General features: G+C 53.2%; 16 protein-coding genes and 3 tRNA genes. 6 read left to right on the top strand and 13 right to left on the bottom strand.

Annotation, left to right across the window (positions count from 1 at the left end; translation table 11 throughout):
* Positions 1 to 64: 64 nt before the first annotated feature.
* The 4 genes from araH to OVA10_RS10870 form a co-directional block, all read right to left on the bottom strand.
* Positions 65 to 1048, bottom strand: coding sequence for an L-arabinose ABC transporter permease AraH (araH, locus tag OVA10_RS10885; RefSeq protein ID WP_181826512.1), 984 nt, complete (start codon positions 1046 to 1048; stop codon positions 65 to 67).
* 11 nt (positions 1049 to 1059) lie between these two features.
* Positions 1060 to 2574, bottom strand: a complete 1515-nt coding sequence (gene araG / locus OVA10_RS10880) for an L-arabinose ABC transporter ATP-binding protein AraG (RefSeq protein ID WP_268195910.1) — start codon at positions 2572 to 2574, stop codon at positions 1060 to 1062.
* A 66-nt stretch (positions 2575 to 2640) separates the two neighbouring features.
* On the bottom strand, positions 2641 to 3630 hold the full coding sequence (gene araF, locus OVA10_RS10875) for an arabinose ABC transporter substrate-binding protein AraF (RefSeq protein WP_100780856.1): 990 nt from the start codon (positions 3628 to 3630) through the stop codon (positions 2641 to 2643).
* Positions 3631 to 3946: 316 nt separating this feature from the next.
* Positions 3947 to 4504, bottom strand: a complete 558-nt coding sequence (locus OVA10_RS10870; RefSeq protein ID WP_107703344.1) for a DJ-1 family glyoxalase III — start codon at positions 4502 to 4504, stop codon at positions 3947 to 3949.
* A gap of 213 nt (positions 4505 to 4717) precedes the next feature.
* Between OVA10_RS10870 and OVA10_RS10865 the strand changes: the two genes are divergently transcribed.
* On the top strand, positions 4718 to 5221 hold the full coding sequence (locus OVA10_RS10865) for a non-heme ferritin-like protein (protein WP_268195908.1): 504 nt from the start codon (positions 4718 to 4720) through the stop codon (positions 5219 to 5221).
* Between the two features lie 148 nt (positions 5222 to 5369).
* Positions 5370 to 6713 carry an anaerobic C4-dicarboxylate transporter gene (locus tag OVA10_RS10860; RefSeq protein ID WP_102104005.1) on the top strand — a complete coding sequence of 448 codons (1344 nt, stop codon included), beginning with the start codon at positions 5370 to 5372 and terminating at the stop codon, positions 6711 to 6713.
* 71 nt (positions 6714 to 6784) lie between these two features.
* Here OVA10_RS10860 and OVA10_RS10855 read toward each other — a convergent pair whose 3' ends face one another.
* Both OVA10_RS10855 and azuC read right to left on the bottom strand, forming a co-directional pair.
* On the bottom strand, positions 6785 to 7036 hold the full coding sequence (locus OVA10_RS10855; RefSeq protein ID WP_015959482.1) for a DUF2766 family protein: 252 nt from the start codon (positions 7034 to 7036) through the stop codon (positions 6785 to 6787).
* A gap of 108 nt (positions 7037 to 7144) precedes the next feature.
* Positions 7145 to 7228 (bottom strand): stress response protein AzuC, encoded by an 84-nt coding sequence (gene azuC / locus OVA10_RS10850; protein WP_014832437.1) that lies wholly within the window; start codon positions 7226 to 7228, stop codon positions 7145 to 7147.
* A 213-nt stretch (positions 7229 to 7441) separates the two neighbouring features.
* Here azuC and OVA10_RS10845 point away from each other — a divergent pair, with 213 nt between their 5' ends.
* A complete protein-coding gene (locus OVA10_RS10845) occupies positions 7442 to 8860 on the top strand; it encodes an MFS transporter (RefSeq protein WP_268195907.1) in 1419 nt (472 codons plus the stop codon).
* A 39-nt stretch (positions 8861 to 8899) separates the two neighbouring features.
* On the opposite strand, the gene OVA10_RS10840 is transcribed toward OVA10_RS10845, so the two are convergent.
* Complete coding sequence (locus OVA10_RS10840) at positions 8900 to 9538, bottom strand: RpiB/LacA/LacB family sugar-phosphate isomerase (RefSeq protein WP_100779736.1); 639 nt, start codon at positions 9536 to 9538, stop codon at positions 8900 to 8902.
* Positions 9539 to 10017: 479 nt separating this feature from the next.
* On the opposite strand from OVA10_RS10840, the gene yecR reads away from it, so the two are divergent.
* Together yecR and ftnA are read left to right on the top strand one after the other, a co-directional pair.
* Entirely contained in the window at positions 10018 to 10353 is a 336-nt protein-coding gene (gene yecR / locus OVA10_RS10835) for a YecR family lipoprotein (protein ID WP_100779735.1), read from the top strand.
* Positions 10354 to 10559: 206 nt separating this feature from the next.
* The gene (gene ftnA / locus OVA10_RS10830; protein ID WP_100779734.1) at positions 10560 to 11057 is read left to right on the top strand and encodes a non-heme ferritin; all 498 of its coding nucleotides are present in this window, start codon (positions 10560 to 10562) and stop codon (positions 11055 to 11057) included.
* A gap of 30 nt (positions 11058 to 11087) precedes the next feature.
* Here ftnA and OVA10_RS10825 read toward each other — a convergent pair whose 3' ends face one another.
* A complete protein-coding gene (locus OVA10_RS10825; RefSeq protein ID WP_268195906.1) occupies positions 11088 to 11327 on the bottom strand; it encodes a YecH family metal-binding protein in 240 nt (79 codons plus the stop codon).
* 182 nt (positions 11328 to 11509) lie between these two features.
* Between OVA10_RS10825 and tyrP the strand changes: the two genes are divergently transcribed.
* Positions 11510 to 12721, top strand: coding sequence for a tyrosine transporter TyrP (gene tyrP, locus OVA10_RS10820; RefSeq protein ID WP_268195905.1), 1212 nt, complete (start codon positions 11510 to 11512; stop codon positions 12719 to 12721).
* A gap of 58 nt (positions 12722 to 12779) precedes the next feature.
* On the opposite strand, the gene OVA10_RS10815 is transcribed toward tyrP, so the two are convergent.
* From OVA10_RS10815 to pgsA, 5 genes are all read right to left on the bottom strand, one after another.
* Positions 12780 to 13448, bottom strand: a complete 669-nt coding sequence (locus tag OVA10_RS10815; protein WP_100779731.1) for a YecA/YgfB family protein — start codon at positions 13446 to 13448, stop codon at positions 12780 to 12782.
* 601 nt (positions 13449 to 14049) lie between these two features.
* Positions 14050 to 14136: transfer RNA gene (locus tag OVA10_RS10810), tRNA-Leu, on the bottom strand.
* Between the two features lie 12 nt (positions 14137 to 14148).
* A tRNA-Cys gene (locus tag OVA10_RS10805) sits at positions 14149 to 14222 on the bottom strand.
* Positions 14223 to 14273: 51 nt separating this feature from the next.
* A tRNA-Gly gene (locus OVA10_RS10800) sits at positions 14274 to 14349 on the bottom strand.
* A gap of 150 nt (positions 14350 to 14499) precedes the next feature.
* Positions 14500 to 15048, bottom strand: a complete 549-nt coding sequence (gene pgsA, locus OVA10_RS10795; RefSeq protein ID WP_100779730.1) for a CDP-diacylglycerol--glycerol-3-phosphate 3-phosphatidyltransferase — start codon at positions 15046 to 15048, stop codon at positions 14500 to 14502.
* Positions 15049 to 15054 lie beyond the last annotated feature (6 nt).

Here is a 15054-nt window from a genome sequence, read left to right as displayed (position 1 = left end):
TGCCAGCATTGCTGGCAGGCGGCAGGGAGGTAGGACTAGACTTAAAAGTTGGGCCAGATTTTGCTCAAACGGTGCGCTTCGCCTTTTGCTTGTAACGGTCGAAGATCACTGCTGCCAGCAGGATTAGGCCACGTACGACGTACTGCGAGAAGGGGGAAATATTCAGCAGGTTCATGGCGTTCTCAACGGTGCCGAGGATAAGGATACCGGCCACCACATATGAGATTTTTCCGATGCCGCCTTTTAGCGAAACCCCACCCAATACGCAGGCAGAAATCACAATCAGCTCATAGCCAATCGAGGTCATCGGCTGGCCGCTGGTCATACGCGAAGCCAGAATAATCCCCGCCGCCGCCGACACCAGACCGGAGAGCACAAAGATAATAATCTTAGTACGCACCACCGGGACCCCGGCCAGGCGCGCGGCCTCTTCATTCCCACCGATCGCCAGCGTATTGCGGCCAAAGGTGGTTCTGTTGAGCAGGAAGCCAAAAATAATCAGACAGCCCACCGTCAGCCAGATAGGCGCTGGCAGACCCAGCCAGTTGGCGTAGCCGAGGGTAAAGAAGCGCTCGTCTTCAATCCCCACCGCTTTCCCGTCAGAGATAATATAGGCCAGGCCGCGAACAATTTGCATGGTGGCAAGCGTGGTGATCAGGGCGTTGATCTTCAGGCGGGCAATGACAAAACCATTCACCAGCCCGCTGAGCACACCCAGCATCAGCCCAGCAAAAACCCCTATCCACAGGCTTTCCGTCAGGTTGATCACCACCGCCGCCGTCACCCCTGCGCAGGCGATGACCGACGCAACGGAGAGGTCGAAATCGCCGGACGCCAGACAGAACAGCATCCCGCAGGCGACCATACCGGACATAGAGATCGCCAGCCCCAGCCCTTTCATGTTGACGAAGCTGGCGAAATTCGGCACGAAAATCGCACAGCCCAGGAACAGGACGGCAAAGACCACCAGCATCCCGTATTGATCCCAGATGCGCCCCAGGCTAAAAGCCGATTTCGGTGCGCGAGAGGTAGTTACAGAGGACATCATTCACTCCTTGCTCAGGCGACAGCCTGGCTGACTTTAGGCATGGCGAGGCTCAACGCCTGTTGTTCATTCGCCTGTTCATGTAGCAATTCACCGGCGATATCCCCTTCGCGCATCACGATGATGCGGTCGGCAACGCCCAACACTTCGGGCAGATCGCTGGAGGCGAACAACACCGCCACGCCGCGTTTTGCCAGCTCATAGATGACGTTATAGATTTCGTGCTTGGCCCCGACGTCGATGCCGCGCGTCGGTTCATCCAGCAAAATGACTTTCATCTCTTCCGACAGCCAGCGGCCCAGAATGGCCTTTTGCTGGTTCCCGCCGGAGAGATTCATGATGAGCTGTTCGGCACCGGGGGTTTTAATATTCAGGGAGCGAATATGGTAATCGGCGTTAATGTTTTCCCAGCTGTCGTTGATCAGGCATCCGGCACGAATGAATTTTCGGCGTGCCGAAATGTTAATGTTGTCGCGCACAGAGTGGACCGGAATAATCCCGTCGGCTTTACGATCTTCCGGACAGAGCATCATCCCTGCGCGGATCGCGTGAGCCGGTTTCTGAATATCCACCGGCTGACCGTCGATATACACCTGGCCTGCGGTGATTCGCGTGCCGCCGAACAGCCCTTTCATCAGCTCGCTGCGCCCTGCTCCCACCAGCCCGAACAGACCGACGATTTCGCCGCTGCGCACCGACAGGGAGATTGGCGTACGCACGCCTGGCGCTTTGACGCTCTCCAGACGCAAACGCTCGGCAGCGTATTCTCGCGGCTGCCAGTGATAGATATCCCCCAGCTCACGTCCGACCATCGCCTGCACCAGCTGGTCATGATTGACCTGCTGCATATCGGTGAAGGTGCGCACGTAGCGGCCATCTTTGAACACGGTGATGGCGTCGCTAAGGGCAAAAATCTCTTCCATACGGTGCGAAACATACAAAATGATGCGGCCTTCTTTGCGCAGCTCGCGGATCACCCGGAACAGGTTGTCGATCTCACGTGCCGAGAGCGAACTTGTCGGCTCATCAAAGGCGATAATTTTTGCGTTGCGCGCGAGCGCCTTGGCAATTTCCACCATCTGCCACTGACCAATCGACAGATATTTCAGCGGCGTTTGCGGATCGATATCCAGCCCGAGATGCTGCAGCTGCAGTCCGGCTTCATAATTGAGGAGCGAGCGATTGACGATCCCGCTCTTGTGAGGCAGTTGCCCCAGATAGATGTTTTCCGCCACCGTCATTTCAGGTACCAGATGCAGCTCCTGATAAATGATAGCGACGCCAGCATTCAGCGCCGCCGTGGTATCGGCAAACACCATCTCTTCGCCGCGAATCGCCAGCGTGCCGGTCGTCGGGGCGTAGTTTCCGCTGAGGATTTTTAACAGCGTGGATTTCCCTGCGCCATTCTCCCCCATCAGGGCGTGGACCTGACCGGGATAGCAGTCGAAACTGATATCGGTCAGCGCGTTTACACCGGGGAATATTTTCCCGATGCCGCGAAAAGAGAGATACGGGTCAGACTGTTGCATAACGTCTCCGTGATTCGAGTAGTGTACGTCTGGCCCCTCCGCATCGAGGGGCGCAATCACAACAAATTACTTACCGCCCAGCCCTTTTTTCGCCAGTTCCTCTTTGAAGTTGTCGCGGGTGATCAGCACCACGTCCGTCACCTCGGTGAATTTCGGAGGCTCAGCGTCTTTCGTCACCCAGTTGTAGAGCATTTCACTGGATTTATAGCCGTGCACATCCGGGCTTGGCAGCAGCGAGCCGTAGAAGCCGGTCGCCTGCGCTTTAGACAGCTCGCTCACCGCATCCACGCCGTTAATGCCGACGCCGATGACATCCGCGGCTTTAAAGCCCTGACCTTCTGTCGCGCGCACGCCGCCCAGCACGGTGTTGTCGTTCATGCCGACCACCAGCCAGTGTTTAACTTCAGGGTGCTGCACCAGCATGGAGTTTGCGGCGTCGAAGGCGCCTGGAATATCGTTCGATTTCGTCGGGACTTTATAGATCTGTTTTTCCGGGAACCCGGCCGCTTTCAGCGCGTCCATCGAACCGGACGTGCGGCGACGCGCGGTATCGAGTTCATCTGCGGTGATCGCCATAACGGCAGTCTCTTTCACGTCCCAGCCGCGTTTTTGCATCTCTTTATAGAGTTCCTGGCCCTGACGCTCACCGATTTTGGTGGCCGCCATCATCACCAGCGGAACGGTATCCATCGGTTTGCCTTTGGCGTTGACGAACTGATCGTCAACCGCAATCACCTTCATGCCGTAACCCCGCGCTTTTGCCACAATGGCCGAACCGAGTTTCGGATCTGGCGTACAAATGACAAAACCTTTCGCGCCGCTGGCCGCCAGGCTGTCGATGGCGTTCAGTGTTTTTTCACCATCGGGTACGGCAATTTTGATGACATCAAAGCCGAGATCTTTCCCGGCTTTATCCGCAAATTTCCACTCAGTCTGGAACCAGGGTTCTTCAGGCTGTTTCACCAGAAAACCGAGCTTTAAATTCTCTGCCATAGCGGATTGTGACATAACGGCAGCCAGGCCGATGGCCGCCAGCGTTTTAGTAAATTTGTGCATGGTTAACTCCAGCATTAGCATTCTTTTATGTAGGGTATAGTGTCGTGCTTTTTATTTTATCGGACGTAAAACAAGGTATTAGCGCTCACCCTTGAATAAGTGATGGTGCTGGAGATAGTTTTAGCGGGAAATTAATCATCCATAAGAGAGCGGCATCACACCGCAGAATTACAGTAATTGCGTACATATATTCAGCGATAAATGACATAAAAAAGGCAGATATTGTCGGACAAATTGGAGGGGATTAAGCAGAATTATCCATAAGGTCAGCTAAGACGTCCCTGTAATACGGACGCCGTAGCGTCCGCGTAAGAATTTACCAGGCGTAGTAAATATGATCCGCGTGATCGCGAACCGGTGCTTCGTCCCCCAGTAAACGGGCGGCCAGGGTCAGGGCAAAATCAAACGCATGGCCGAGGCCTTTGCCGCTGAGGAGATTCTGATCCTCTACCACCGGCGCATCGACGTATTCCCCGTCGTTGACCGTTTCCCATAAATCGCCTGAGCAGACATAGCGACGCCCTTTCAGCAGGCCGTTGCCGCCCAGCACGCGCGCCGCGGCAGAGCAGATTGGGCAGATCAATTTGCCCGCGTCGTCATGTGCCTTAACAAAACGAACCACTTCCTGGCTGGCAGCCAGATTGACGCTGCCCTGCGGCCCGCCCGGCAGTACCACTGCGTCGTACAGCGTATCGGCGCGCTCGGTGAGCGTGCTGTCTGCCACCATCGGGATGTTGTGATAACTCACCACCGCGCGCGACTCCGCGCAGGCCAGCGTTTCGACGTCAATATGCATACGGCGCAAGATATCAATCGTGATAATTGCTTCCGCTTCTTCAAATCCTGGTGCCAACAATACCGCCACTCTGGCCATTTTGATCCTCACAAATGAAATAGATAAAACATCGTTTCATTTTACAAGAAGTCATCCGTCAAACCTGTGCGTGGATCACAGTTCATTCTTTTTACAAATTACGGGCATTATTCCTAATTGCATGACGGGAAATGAAAAGTGGGTCACATAACGACGGTACAGAACGGCTTTATTCTGTTGTTAATCATCCATCCTCTGAATAAGGATATTATAATGACAACTTCAGGAATGATTCAGAAACTCAACACCCAGATGAACCTTGAGTTCAATGCCTCCAATCTCTATTTGCAGTTGAGCGACTGGTGTTCAGAGCACAGCCTCAACGGAACCGCCACCTTTCTGCGCACCCAGGCGCAATGCAATATCACCCACATGATGCGGGTCTTTGACTATATGAAACAGGCCGGGGCTAACCCGATTGTCAAAGCGCGTGTGAACTCCGATGACGCCTGTTCATCGCTGGAAGAGATATTCCAGAAAACCCTCGACGAGTACGAGCAGCGTTGTAACATGCTGAAAACGCTCGCCGGAGAAGCCAAAGCGCTGAATGATGACACCACACTCGATTTCTTGCGTGATATGAGAAAAGAACAGCAGCAGGATGGGCTATTGCTGAAAACCATTCTGGATGAGGTGCGCAGCGCGAAGCGTGCCGGGTTGTGTATGACGCAGACTGACCAGCATCTGCTTAATCTGGTGAACTGTCAGCGCCACTGATACCCGGCTAGTTATCCACAATTGTTAAATAATAGTTACCAAGTAACTGCTTTTATTGAAATTTAACAAATCAGATCTGGCTCCCAGCCAATAACCTTACAAAGTGAAATGATTTATTTCATTTCACTTTGATTGACGAGGGAGCTTCATGATCACCATCGAGTTTATTGTCATTATCCTCTGCCTGCTGGTAGGAACGCGGTTCGGCGGGATGGGCCTTGGGCTGATAAGCGGTATCGGTCTTTTCATTTTAAGTTTTGTGTTTGGACTCCAGCCCGGTAAACCGCCGGTGGACGTCATGCTGACGATCCTTGCCGTGATCGGCTGCGCGGCGACCCTGCAGACCGCGGGTGGCCTGAATGTCATGATGCAGTTTGCTGAGCGCCTGCTGAGAAAACATCCGCAGCACATCACCCTCCTCGCTCCCTTTACCACCTGGATGCTGACGTTTCTCTGCGGGACCGGTCACGTGGTGTACACCATGTTTCCGATTATCGCCGACATCGCGCTAAAAAAAGGTATTCGCCCGGAACGCCCAATGGCCGTTGCTTCTGTTGCCTCGCAGATGGCGATTACAGCGTCCCCGGTCTCTGTTGCCGTGGTATCGCTGGTGTCAATTATTGGCGCCCAGCACGGCATCGGTCAGGCGTGGGGGATCCTCGAGATTCTGGCCGTCTCCGTACCCGCTTCGCTGTTTGGAGTGATGATTGCCGCACTCTGGAGCCTGCGTCGCGGAAAAGATCTGGCTGACGATGCGGAATTCCAGGAAAAACTCAGCGACCCGAAACAGCGCGAATTTATCTATGGCAGCACCGAAACGCTGATGAACCAGCGCTTTCCGAAACAGGCGTACTGGTCGACGTGGATTTTCTTCGCCGGCATTGCTGTCGTGGTGCTGCTGGGGGCGTTGCCCGAGCTGCGTCCTGCCTTTGAAATCAAAGGCAAAATGACAGCACTTTCCATGAATCTCGTCATCCAGATGATGATGCTGATTGCCGGTGCCGTGATGCTGATTGCCTGTAAGGTTAACGCCTCTGCCATTTCGAACGGCGCGGTGTTTAAGGCCGGAATGGTGGCGATTTTCTCGGTCTTCGGCGTTGCGTGGATGAGCGATACCTTCTTCCAGGCGCACCTCGACGAGCTGAAAATGGCGCTCGAAGGGGTAGTAAAAAGCCATCCGTGGACTTACGCCATCGTGTTGTTCCTGGTCTCCAAACTGGTAAACAGCCAGGCCGCAGCACTGACCGCCGTCGCACCGATGGGCCTGATGCTGGGCATTGAGCCAAAAATGCTGATTGCTTTCTTCCCGGCCTCCTACGGTTACTTCGTGCTGCCCACCTACCCGAGCGACCTGGCCTGTATCGGTTTCGACCGCTCCGGTACCACCCGCATTGGCAAATTCATCATCAACCACAGCTTTATTCTGCCGGGGCTTATCGGCGTCAGCTGTGCCTGTGCCGCCAGCTATCTGCTGGTGCAGACCTTCTTCTGAACGTCAAAAGGGCGACATTGCTGTCGCCCTTTCGCATAAACTTGTTTCTAAATTCAAAACATCGGTTTATTTTAGTGTGACTCACCCTGCGGTGTGAACTTGAGTTCGATAAGCGCGATGGCTTTTTGAATGGCGCGAAGCGTAACGGGGTCCGCTGCAGCAGGATGGCTGGTGAAATCGATGTTTTTCAGTTGGGTAGACATTTTTTCACGCACTTCAATCGGCGCGATAATGTCTAACACATCCAGGATTTGTTTGATGACCAACTGGCATGCGACGACGTCAGATACCAGTTCCTGATCGGCGCTCAGATTTTGAGACATAGGAAGCTCCTTACATAAAGAGCGCCATAGTAGCAAAACGATAGCCCTTTCATCTTCCCTCTCGTCGAACGCAGGCATAAAAAAACCTGCCGAAGCAGGTTTTTTTCATCAGAACATTGCGCCTGGCGGTACGTCTTTAAACGTATTGCAGTAGTTAGCCCACATGCTTTTCAGGATTTTGCGCAGTTTCATTTGATGCTCCGGTAATGTGTTATGCAGGTGTTATTGTCTATGCGCATATAATATGACCAGCGTCACAAAAATCAATGATTATGTGACGCAAATCACGGTTACAAAATCAGCAATGCTGCGGGATTGTTACAAAAATCCATGACAAATCCGCAGCTTAGAAATCGATAAGTTCCAGTAAATTTTTATAAATTTTTTTGATATGGCAGGGTAACGATGACTGACAACATCACCGGGAAGGAGAACCGCGGGCTGTCGCCAGCGGCACTGCTGGTTGCCGGGGCGTTCTTTATGGAGTTTCTCGACGGAACCGTGATTGCCACCGCGCTTCCCGATATGGCGAAAAGCTTTGGCGTACAAGCCGTGGATTTGAATATTGGCATCAGCGCCTATCTGATCACGCTGGCAGTCTTAATCCCTGCCAGCGGCTGGATCGCCGATCGCTTTGGCGCCCGCAAAGTGTTTGCCGTGGCGCTGGCGATCTTCACCCTCGCCTCCGTCTTTTGCGGGCTATCCACCACGGTGGATCAGTTTGTCGCTATGCGCGTGCTGCAGGGCATGGGCGGTGCGCTGATGGTCCCGGTCGGGCGGCTGGCGGTCTTGCGCACGACGCCTAAACATCAGCTGATCACCGCTATCGCCACCCTCACCTGGCCCGCACTGGTGGCACCCATTATCGGGCCGCCCCTCGGCGGCTTTATTACCAGCTACGCCGACTGGCGCTGGATCTTCTTTATTAATGTACCCCTCGGGATCGTGGCGATTATTCTGGCGCTGAGGATTATTCCCGATCTGCACGACGATGAACGTCGTCCCTTCGATACGCCCGGCTTTATCGCCACCACGATTGCGATGGTGAGCCTCGTGTATGCCATGGAGTCGATGGGTGCGCAGCATTCACAAGGCTTACTCACCCTGGGGCTTTTGGTTGTGGGGGCGGTCACGCTTATCTACGCCCTGCGCCATTTTCAGCGCACCCAGTGGCCGATGATTCGCCTCGACGCCATGCAGGTTCCGACGTTTCGAGTAACGATGTACGGCGGCTCACTGTTTCGCGCCTCCATAAGCGCGGTTCCTTTCCTGCTCCCCCTGATGTTCCAGGTAGGCTTTGGGATGGATGCTTTCCACTCTGGCCTGCTGGTGCTGGCAGTATTTGTCGGTAACCTGACGATTAAACCTGCCACCACGCCGCTGATCCGTCGCCTGGGTTTCCGAAAACTGCTGCTGATAAATGGGGCATTGAACGTGTTGTCCCTGCTGGCCTGCGCGTTTATCTCACCGCAGACGCCGGTCTGGCTGATTATGTTGATCCTTTATCTGGGCGGGGTGTTCCGTTCGATTCAGTTTACGGCGGTCAGTACGCTGGCCTTTGCGGATGTACCATCGGCACAAATGAGCTACGCCAATACGCTGTTTTCCACAGCGACGCAGCTGGCGGTCGGGCTTGGGATCACGCTCGGGGCAATTGGAATCCGGATTGGCGAGAAAATGGGCGATTTGCTGAACATGGCCAGCGTGCCAGGGATCAGCTTTCGGCTGGCCTTTGTCGCTATCGCGCTGATTTGCCTGGTGGGGATGGTGGATACTCTGCGGCTGACGAAAGATGCGGGGAGCGCAGTATCGAACAAGGCATAAAAAAAGCCAGCATAGCTGGCTTTTCATTCAGATAGCCGTTTAGCCTACGATACCGCGAACAAATGCTTCGATCTCTTTGTCCTGGCAGTTTTCGAAGAAGCACTGCTGGAAGCGCTGACCGGAAACGGCGGTTTTCACCAGCTCAGGATCGATTGCGCGCAGGGTATCCAGATAGTTCTCTTTCACTACGGCGGCTTTCACCTGGTTCAGAATACCGGCGTTACGCACCTGTGGCTCTTTACGCTCTGGCGGATACCCTTCGCCTTTGCGGCCAGTAAACGCTTTTTCGAAGATAAAGCGCACGTTCAGCTCAGCACCCCAGCCGAAGCCTTTGGCGAATGGCAGAGAGAGCGCGTTACCGTTGTTGATCTGAGCAAACAGGAACGCATCTGCCGGGTCGATACAGTAACCGCAGATCACGCCCGGGTGGATGTTCAGCGACATCAGCGCGCCCTGGCCTGTCCCGCAACCGGTGACCACAAAGTCCACCGCCTTAGAATTTAACAGGATGCTGGCCATGATACCCAGGTGGATGTAAGTCAGATGGTGATCGTTCTCGTCACTCATCCCGACGTTGTAGACCGGGAAACCTTTCTCATCAACGACGGTTTTCAATTCGTTGAGGATAGTGGCGTTTTTGCCAGCCTGGCTGTTTTCCATCATCAGTGCAATTTTCATTCTTCATCTCCTGAATACGTTGCGGGTGTTGCCGCCAAAGATAGCGAATCCAGACAACCTTACTATCTAACAAACGCACTTTCAAATTAACTGAAAAAATGTTTTAAAAAACGAAAGCCGCTTCACATAATCAGGCAATGGAGAAGAAATGAGATGCGGTTGCTCAATGTTCAGAAATACCTGCTCACCAATCCAGCCGTTGGCTAGACTGTTTTTGAAAGACAGTAAAAAACTTTGGGAAACACCCGACCTGTGAGGAGCTGCCGGACGCCTCGCATCCCTTTTGCGGATACTTTCCTGGGTCAGCGCCGTTTTTGCCCCGTGCCGCCAGCATCACTGGCGTTTTGCATAATCTTCGACAGGCTCTCCCACCAAATCATGTCGTTGAAAAGAGAGAGGGAAATTCGTCTGGCTATTCGCGGCATTGACCGTTCTGGCAGGCGGTAAAATAGCGTGTTTACATTGAATCAGAGCGAAATATGAAGAGATTATTCGTAGCCGGTTTATTTCTGCTCCTCGCGGGCTGTACGGTCACTCGTCAGGCGCAGGTGAGTAACGCCGATGCGCCAGGCGGCGTTGTGCGACTGGATTACGGTCAGGCGATTTTCCAGAATGCCCGTTACGATGACTATGTCACCAACGGGACGGCCACGCGCGAGTGCCAGAGCATGGGCTTCGCGACCGCCTCTTTCTATGGTCAGCCGATAAAAACCTGCAGCTTGTTCAGCGGGTCGGTTTGCCTCAACCAGACCGTCACTATCCAGTACAAATGCATGGGCTATGCGGTAAATCCCGCAGCGACGCAAACCTGGTAATATTAATAGTGCTGCCAGTTTTCCACTGGCAGTCTATTTAATACGAAGCGTAACCATTCTCATTAATATATAAACAACTGCCAATGCGTTTTATTCCCATTCGTATTTTGAATAATTAATCTTTTATTTTACCTTTTGCAAATAATTAAATAACAAATTATAGTGGCGCCCTGACTGACTAATAAATAATTCCATGGAGCTGCACTATGCTGAAAACTGAAATGATCGATAAGCTCAACGAACAAATGAACCTCGAGCTTTTTTCATCCCTGCTTTATCAACAAATGAGTGCCTGGTGCAGCTACCACAGCTTTGAAGGCGCGGCCGCGTTCCTGCGTCGCCACGCCCAGGAAGAGATGACGCACATGCAGCGTCTGTTCGATTATCTCGCTGACACCGGCAGCCTGCCACGCATTAATCCAGTGGCATCTCCGTTCGCTGAGTATGCGTCACTGGACGAACTGTTCCGCGCCACTTACGAACACGAGCAGCTGATCACTCAAAAAATTAACGAACTGACTCACGCGGCGATGATTGGCCAGGATTATCCGACCTTTAATTTCCTGCAGTGGTATGTTGCAGAACAGCACGAAGAAGAGAAACTGTTTAAATCCGTACTCGATAAATTATCGCTGGCGGGTAAATCAGGCGAAGGTTTGTACTTTATTGATAAAGAGCTGTCGACTCTCGACACGCAGAAATAAAGTTTCGGGAGCCTTCTGGCTCCCCTTTTTTTAATGGCGACAGATTTTACTTACGTGCGTTGAAAACCCCTCGTCTGCCGGAATAAATTTCCCCCGCGCCGCCAGAAATGCCACCAGCTCCGCCGCTGTCATATTCTCTGCCGAGCAAGTATGAAAGCGCGCATTATTGCCAAAACGGGAATCAATCGCCTGAACCAGGCTTTGCTCCGTGTACTGCTTACCCGACTCAATCATCATATTGAGCACATCATGTCCGTGAATCGATGTCATAACCCCTCCAAATCAAAGCCACAGACTAAACAGGTATGCGCCGTGCTGCCTTGCGCTGGCACAGGTTTGTAACTGTAAAAATATGATTACACCGGTTGTAACGGCTATTTGACGAGTAACGACTTTTGTCTTACTCTGCGCCGCAGATTAGGTTGCGATTAGCGGTTGTGGTAGAGGAAAGCGTGAAGAACAGAACTCTGGGAAGTATTTTTATCGTCGCTGGCACGACGATTGGCGCAGGAATGCTGGCGATGCCCTTGGCCGCTGCGGGCGTCGGATTTAGCGTCACGCTGGTGCTTCTGGCCTGCCTGTGGGCGCTGATGTGCTATACCGCATTACTGCTGCTTGAGGTGTATCAGCACGTTCCTGCCGATACGGGCCTTGGCTCACTGGCCGCCCGCTATCTTGGCCGCTACGGTCAGTGGATTACGGGATTTAGCATGATGTTCCTGATGTATGCCCTGACAGCGGCCTACATGAGCGGCGCAGGCGAGCTGATCGCGTCAAGCGTCAACGACTGGTTTGGCTCTGCTATTTCTCCGGCGACCGGCGTGATCTTCTTTACGCTGATTGGCGGGGGCGTGGTATGCGTGGGAACGTCACTGGTCGATCTGTTTAACCGCTTTCTCTTCAGCGCCAAGATTGTTTTTCTGGTAGTGATGCTGGCGCTGCTGGCTCCGCACGTTCACAAAGTGAATTTGCTTACCCTCCCCCTGCAACAGGGGCTGGCGCTTTCTGCCATTCCGGTGATTTTCACCTCGTTCGGCTTCCACGGCAGCGTGCCGAGTATCGTCAGCTATATGAATGGCAATATTCGTAAACTGCGCCGCGTGTTCATTATCGGCAGCGCGATCCCCCTCATTGCCTATATCTTCTGGCAACTGGTGACTCTGGGCAGCATTGATTCGTCTACGTTTATTGGCTTAATGGCCGATCATTCAGGTCTGAATGGATTCTTGCAGGCGCTGCGTGAAGTGGTGGCTTCGCCGCACGTTGAGCTGGCAGTGCATCTGTTTGCCGATCTGGCGCTGGCGACCTCTTTCCTCGGCGTCGCCCTCGGGCTATTCGACTATCTGGCGGATCTGTTCCAGCGCAAACGCTCCGTCAGCGGACGCATTCAGACGGGCCTGATTACCTTCCTTCCGCCGCTGGCCTTCGCGCTGTTCTTTCCGCGTGGGTTTGTGATGGCGCTGGGCTACGCGGGTGTGGCATTGGCCGTGCTGGCTCTGTTGCTCCCTTCCCTGCTGGCGTGGAAAAGCCGTCAGCAACACCCTGATTCGGGTTACCGGGTGTGGGGCGGAAAACCGCTGTTAGGGCTGGTATTTACCTGCGGGATTGTGGTGATTCTGGTGCAGTTTTCGATTGCAGCGGGGCTGTTGTCGGAGGTGGGATAAACCGACGAGCTACAGGCATCCGGCGGTAATTAAAGGGCTCATTGCGAGCCCTTTTTTATTAATGCAAACAGCAGCTTTTGAATTTCTTCCCGCTACCGCACGGGCACGGATCGTTGCGCCCTACTTTGGTTCCGTTGACGATCGGCTTTTTGGCCTCCGGCTGCTGTGGATTCGCCAGCCAGTAGTTATATAGACGAATCGCAGCCGGACGGATGCTGTCCACGCTCGCCTGATACTCTTCTTCCGTCATGGCTTCAACGCGATCAACGTTCTCTTCCGAACCATGCAGAGCGATCACCGCCAGATCGGGTTTCAGCTCTTCCGGCAAGGTAGACCAGTCGGTCAGTGCCATTCCGCGCATGTAGCCGTAACACCACTCTTCCACCACGGTATAGGTGGTCCCCTCGACATCGTTCTCGCCAAAAACTGGCTCGAACTGGTCGGGATAGTCGCTCAGGCGCTCGGCGATATCGTTCATATGCTTAAAGCAGAGATCGATAAAACGGTGCATTTCACGATCGTTTTTCCAGCGCGGTATATGTTTTTCACCGCCCCAGATCGCCACCAGCCAGGTGTCGGGTTCCACCACAAGAGGACCGGACAGCACTGCGGTTAGCATGCCGTCGAGTTCGGAAACGTCAAGCACAGACGCATCGTCATGACCGTGAGAGATTAATGTCTCTTCCAGCCACTCCATTTCGTTTTCATTTAATGGGCCTTCAGTCATTACTGATACTCCTGAAAAAAAGAAAAGGAGCTTACCACACTTCGGGCGAGGACTCTTTAAATGCCGGTGCCTGGCGGGCAGAACACTGAGCCAGTAAGTGCGTTATGCACTTGGTGAGAGGCAGGGTTTGAGCACAACATGCCAGACTCTGACCCCGAAATGCTGCGGTGAAATTATCCGGTCAAAATAACGTCCCCAATAAAATTGCCGATGAATATTATGCCTGCGCATTAAAGAATGGAGGACGGATGATTGAAGCAGAGAGTATTTGTTTAGAGGTTATAAATTACAAATGCTAAACCATTATTTAACCATGACTTAAATATACGTTTTTGCGGGGTTCTAACTAGAGAAGGTCCTTTGTTTCTTCACTCTATTTTCATGCTCAAACCTTCCCCGCTCTTTAAGTACTTTTTAGCCCGGAGTCGTACACGGATTTTTTTCTCATGCTGTATATCTCCGGGCATATTTCGGCTCACCAGCCAGAATGAAAATAGGGGCAAGTAAGAAGCGTGAAGATGGCGAGGGACAAAAACAAAAAAACCACCCGAGGGTGGTTTCACGACACTGCTTATTGCTTTGATTATTCTTGGCTTTCCCATGGTACCCGGAGCGAGACTTGAACTCGCACAGCGCGAACGCCGAGGGATTTTAAATCCCTTGTGTCTACCGATTCCACCATCCGGGCTCGGGAAGAAATTGGAGGCGCGTTCCGGAGTCGAACCGGACTAGACGGATTTGCAATCCGCTACATAACCGCTTTGCTAACGCGCCGTAAATCTGTTGTCTTTCGACCAGCACCCGCAACTGCCGATGCTTTTAATTTGGAGCGGGAAACGAGACTCGAACTCGCGACCCCGACCTTGGCAAGGTCGTGCTCTACCAACTGAGCTATTCCCGCATGTCACCAAGTCATTTGTAATCACTTGATTTCATTATCGTCCGGCTGACTGTGCCGCCGTTCGATGCGTTGCATTCTACTTATATGACGATGTGAGTCAACGTTATTTTTGCATCCCAGGATCGTTTGCTGAAAATTGCGCCGAAACGATCACTGTTCAAGCAAATCGCCGCGTGCGGCGTTCAGGTACTGCAGCATTGACCACAGCGTCAGCACCGCTGCAACCCACAGCAGGCCGATACCCGCCCACTCGACCCACGCGTTTGGACGCCACAGCATCCACACCAGCGACGCCATCTGCGCGGTAGTTTTCACTTTACCAATCCAGGAGACCGCCACGCTGCTGCGTTTACCCAGCTCAGCCATCCACTCGCGCAGGGCGGAGATGATGATCTCACGCGCGATCATGGTCGCCGCAGGTAACGTCACCCACCAGGTGTGGTAATGCTCTGCCACCAGCACCATCGCAATGGCAACCATCACCTTATCGGCAACCGGATCGAGGAACGCACCGAAACGCGTGCTTTGATTCCAGCGACGGGCCAAATAGCCGTCAAACCAGTCCGTCACCGCAGCCACCAGGAAGATCAGCGCACATGCGAAAGGAGCCCACGTGAAAGGCATGTAAAAAGCCAACACAAAGAAGGGGATAAGGACGACGCGAAAAAGCGTGAGCAACGTAGGGATGTTAAATCGCATAGTGAC

The organism is Lelliottia sp. SL45 (genome assembly GCF_026672535.1).
In the GTDB taxonomy this organism is placed as follows: Bacteria; Pseudomonadota; Gammaproteobacteria; order Enterobacterales; family Enterobacteriaceae; genus Enterobacter; species Enterobacter nimipressuralis.
This window is presented reverse-complemented; position numbering and strand designations above follow the sequence as displayed.

What these genes read in the sequence shown, in the direction of transcription:
- OVA10_RS10825 (WP_268195906.1), bottom strand. Translation starts at nt 11,327, where the DNA reads ATGACATCGATTCACGGACATGATGTGCTCAATATGATGATTGAGTCG.
- pgsA (WP_100779730.1), bottom strand. Translation starts at nt 15,048, where the DNA reads ATGCGATTTAACATCCCTACGTTGCTCACGCTTTTTCGCGTCGTCCTT.
- OVA10_RS10860 (WP_102104005.1), top strand. Translation starts at nt 5,370, where the DNA reads ATGATCACCATCGAGTTTATTGTCATTATCCTCTGCCTGCTGGTAGGA.
- OVA10_RS10865 (WP_268195908.1), top strand. Translation starts at nt 4,718, where the DNA reads ATGACAACTTCAGGAATGATTCAGAAACTCAACACCCAGATGAACCTT.
- araG (WP_268195910.1), bottom strand. Translation starts at nt 2,574, where the DNA reads ATGCAACAGTCTGACCCGTATCTCTCTTTTCGCGGCATCGGGAAAATA.
- araF (WP_100780856.1), bottom strand. Translation starts at nt 3,630, where the DNA reads ATGCACAAATTTACTAAAACGCTGGCGGCCATCGGCCTGGCTGCCGTT.
- ftnA (WP_100779734.1), top strand. Translation starts at nt 10,560, where the DNA reads ATGCTGAAAACTGAAATGATCGATAAGCTCAACGAACAAATGAACCTC.
- OVA10_RS10815 (WP_100779731.1), bottom strand. Translation starts at nt 13,448, where the DNA reads ATGACTGAAGGCCCATTAAATGAAAACGAAATGGAGTGGCTGGAAGAG.
- OVA10_RS10870 (WP_107703344.1), bottom strand. Translation starts at nt 4,504, where the DNA reads ATGGCCAGAGTGGCGGTATTGTTGGCACCAGGATTTGAAGAAGCGGAA.
- azuC (WP_014832437.1), bottom strand. Translation starts at nt 7,228, where the DNA reads ATGAAACTGCGCAAAATCCTGAAAAGCATGTGGGCTAACTACTGCAAT.
- yecR (WP_100779735.1), top strand. Translation starts at nt 10,018, where the DNA reads ATGAAGAGATTATTCGTAGCCGGTTTATTTCTGCTCCTCGCGGGCTGT.
- OVA10_RS10855 (WP_015959482.1), bottom strand. Translation starts at nt 7,036, where the DNA reads ATGTCTCAAAATCTGAGCGCCGATCAGGAACTGGTATCTGACGTCGTC.
- OVA10_RS10845 (WP_268195907.1), top strand. Translation starts at nt 7,442, where the DNA reads ATGACTGACAACATCACCGGGAAGGAGAACCGCGGGCTGTCGCCAGCG.
- araH (WP_181826512.1), bottom strand. Translation starts at nt 1,048, where the DNA reads ATGATGTCCTCTGTAACTACCTCTCGCGCACCGAAATCGGCTTTTAGC.
- OVA10_RS10840 (WP_100779736.1), bottom strand. Translation starts at nt 9,538, where the DNA reads ATGAAAATTGCACTGATGATGGAAAACAGCCAGGCTGGCAAAAACGCC.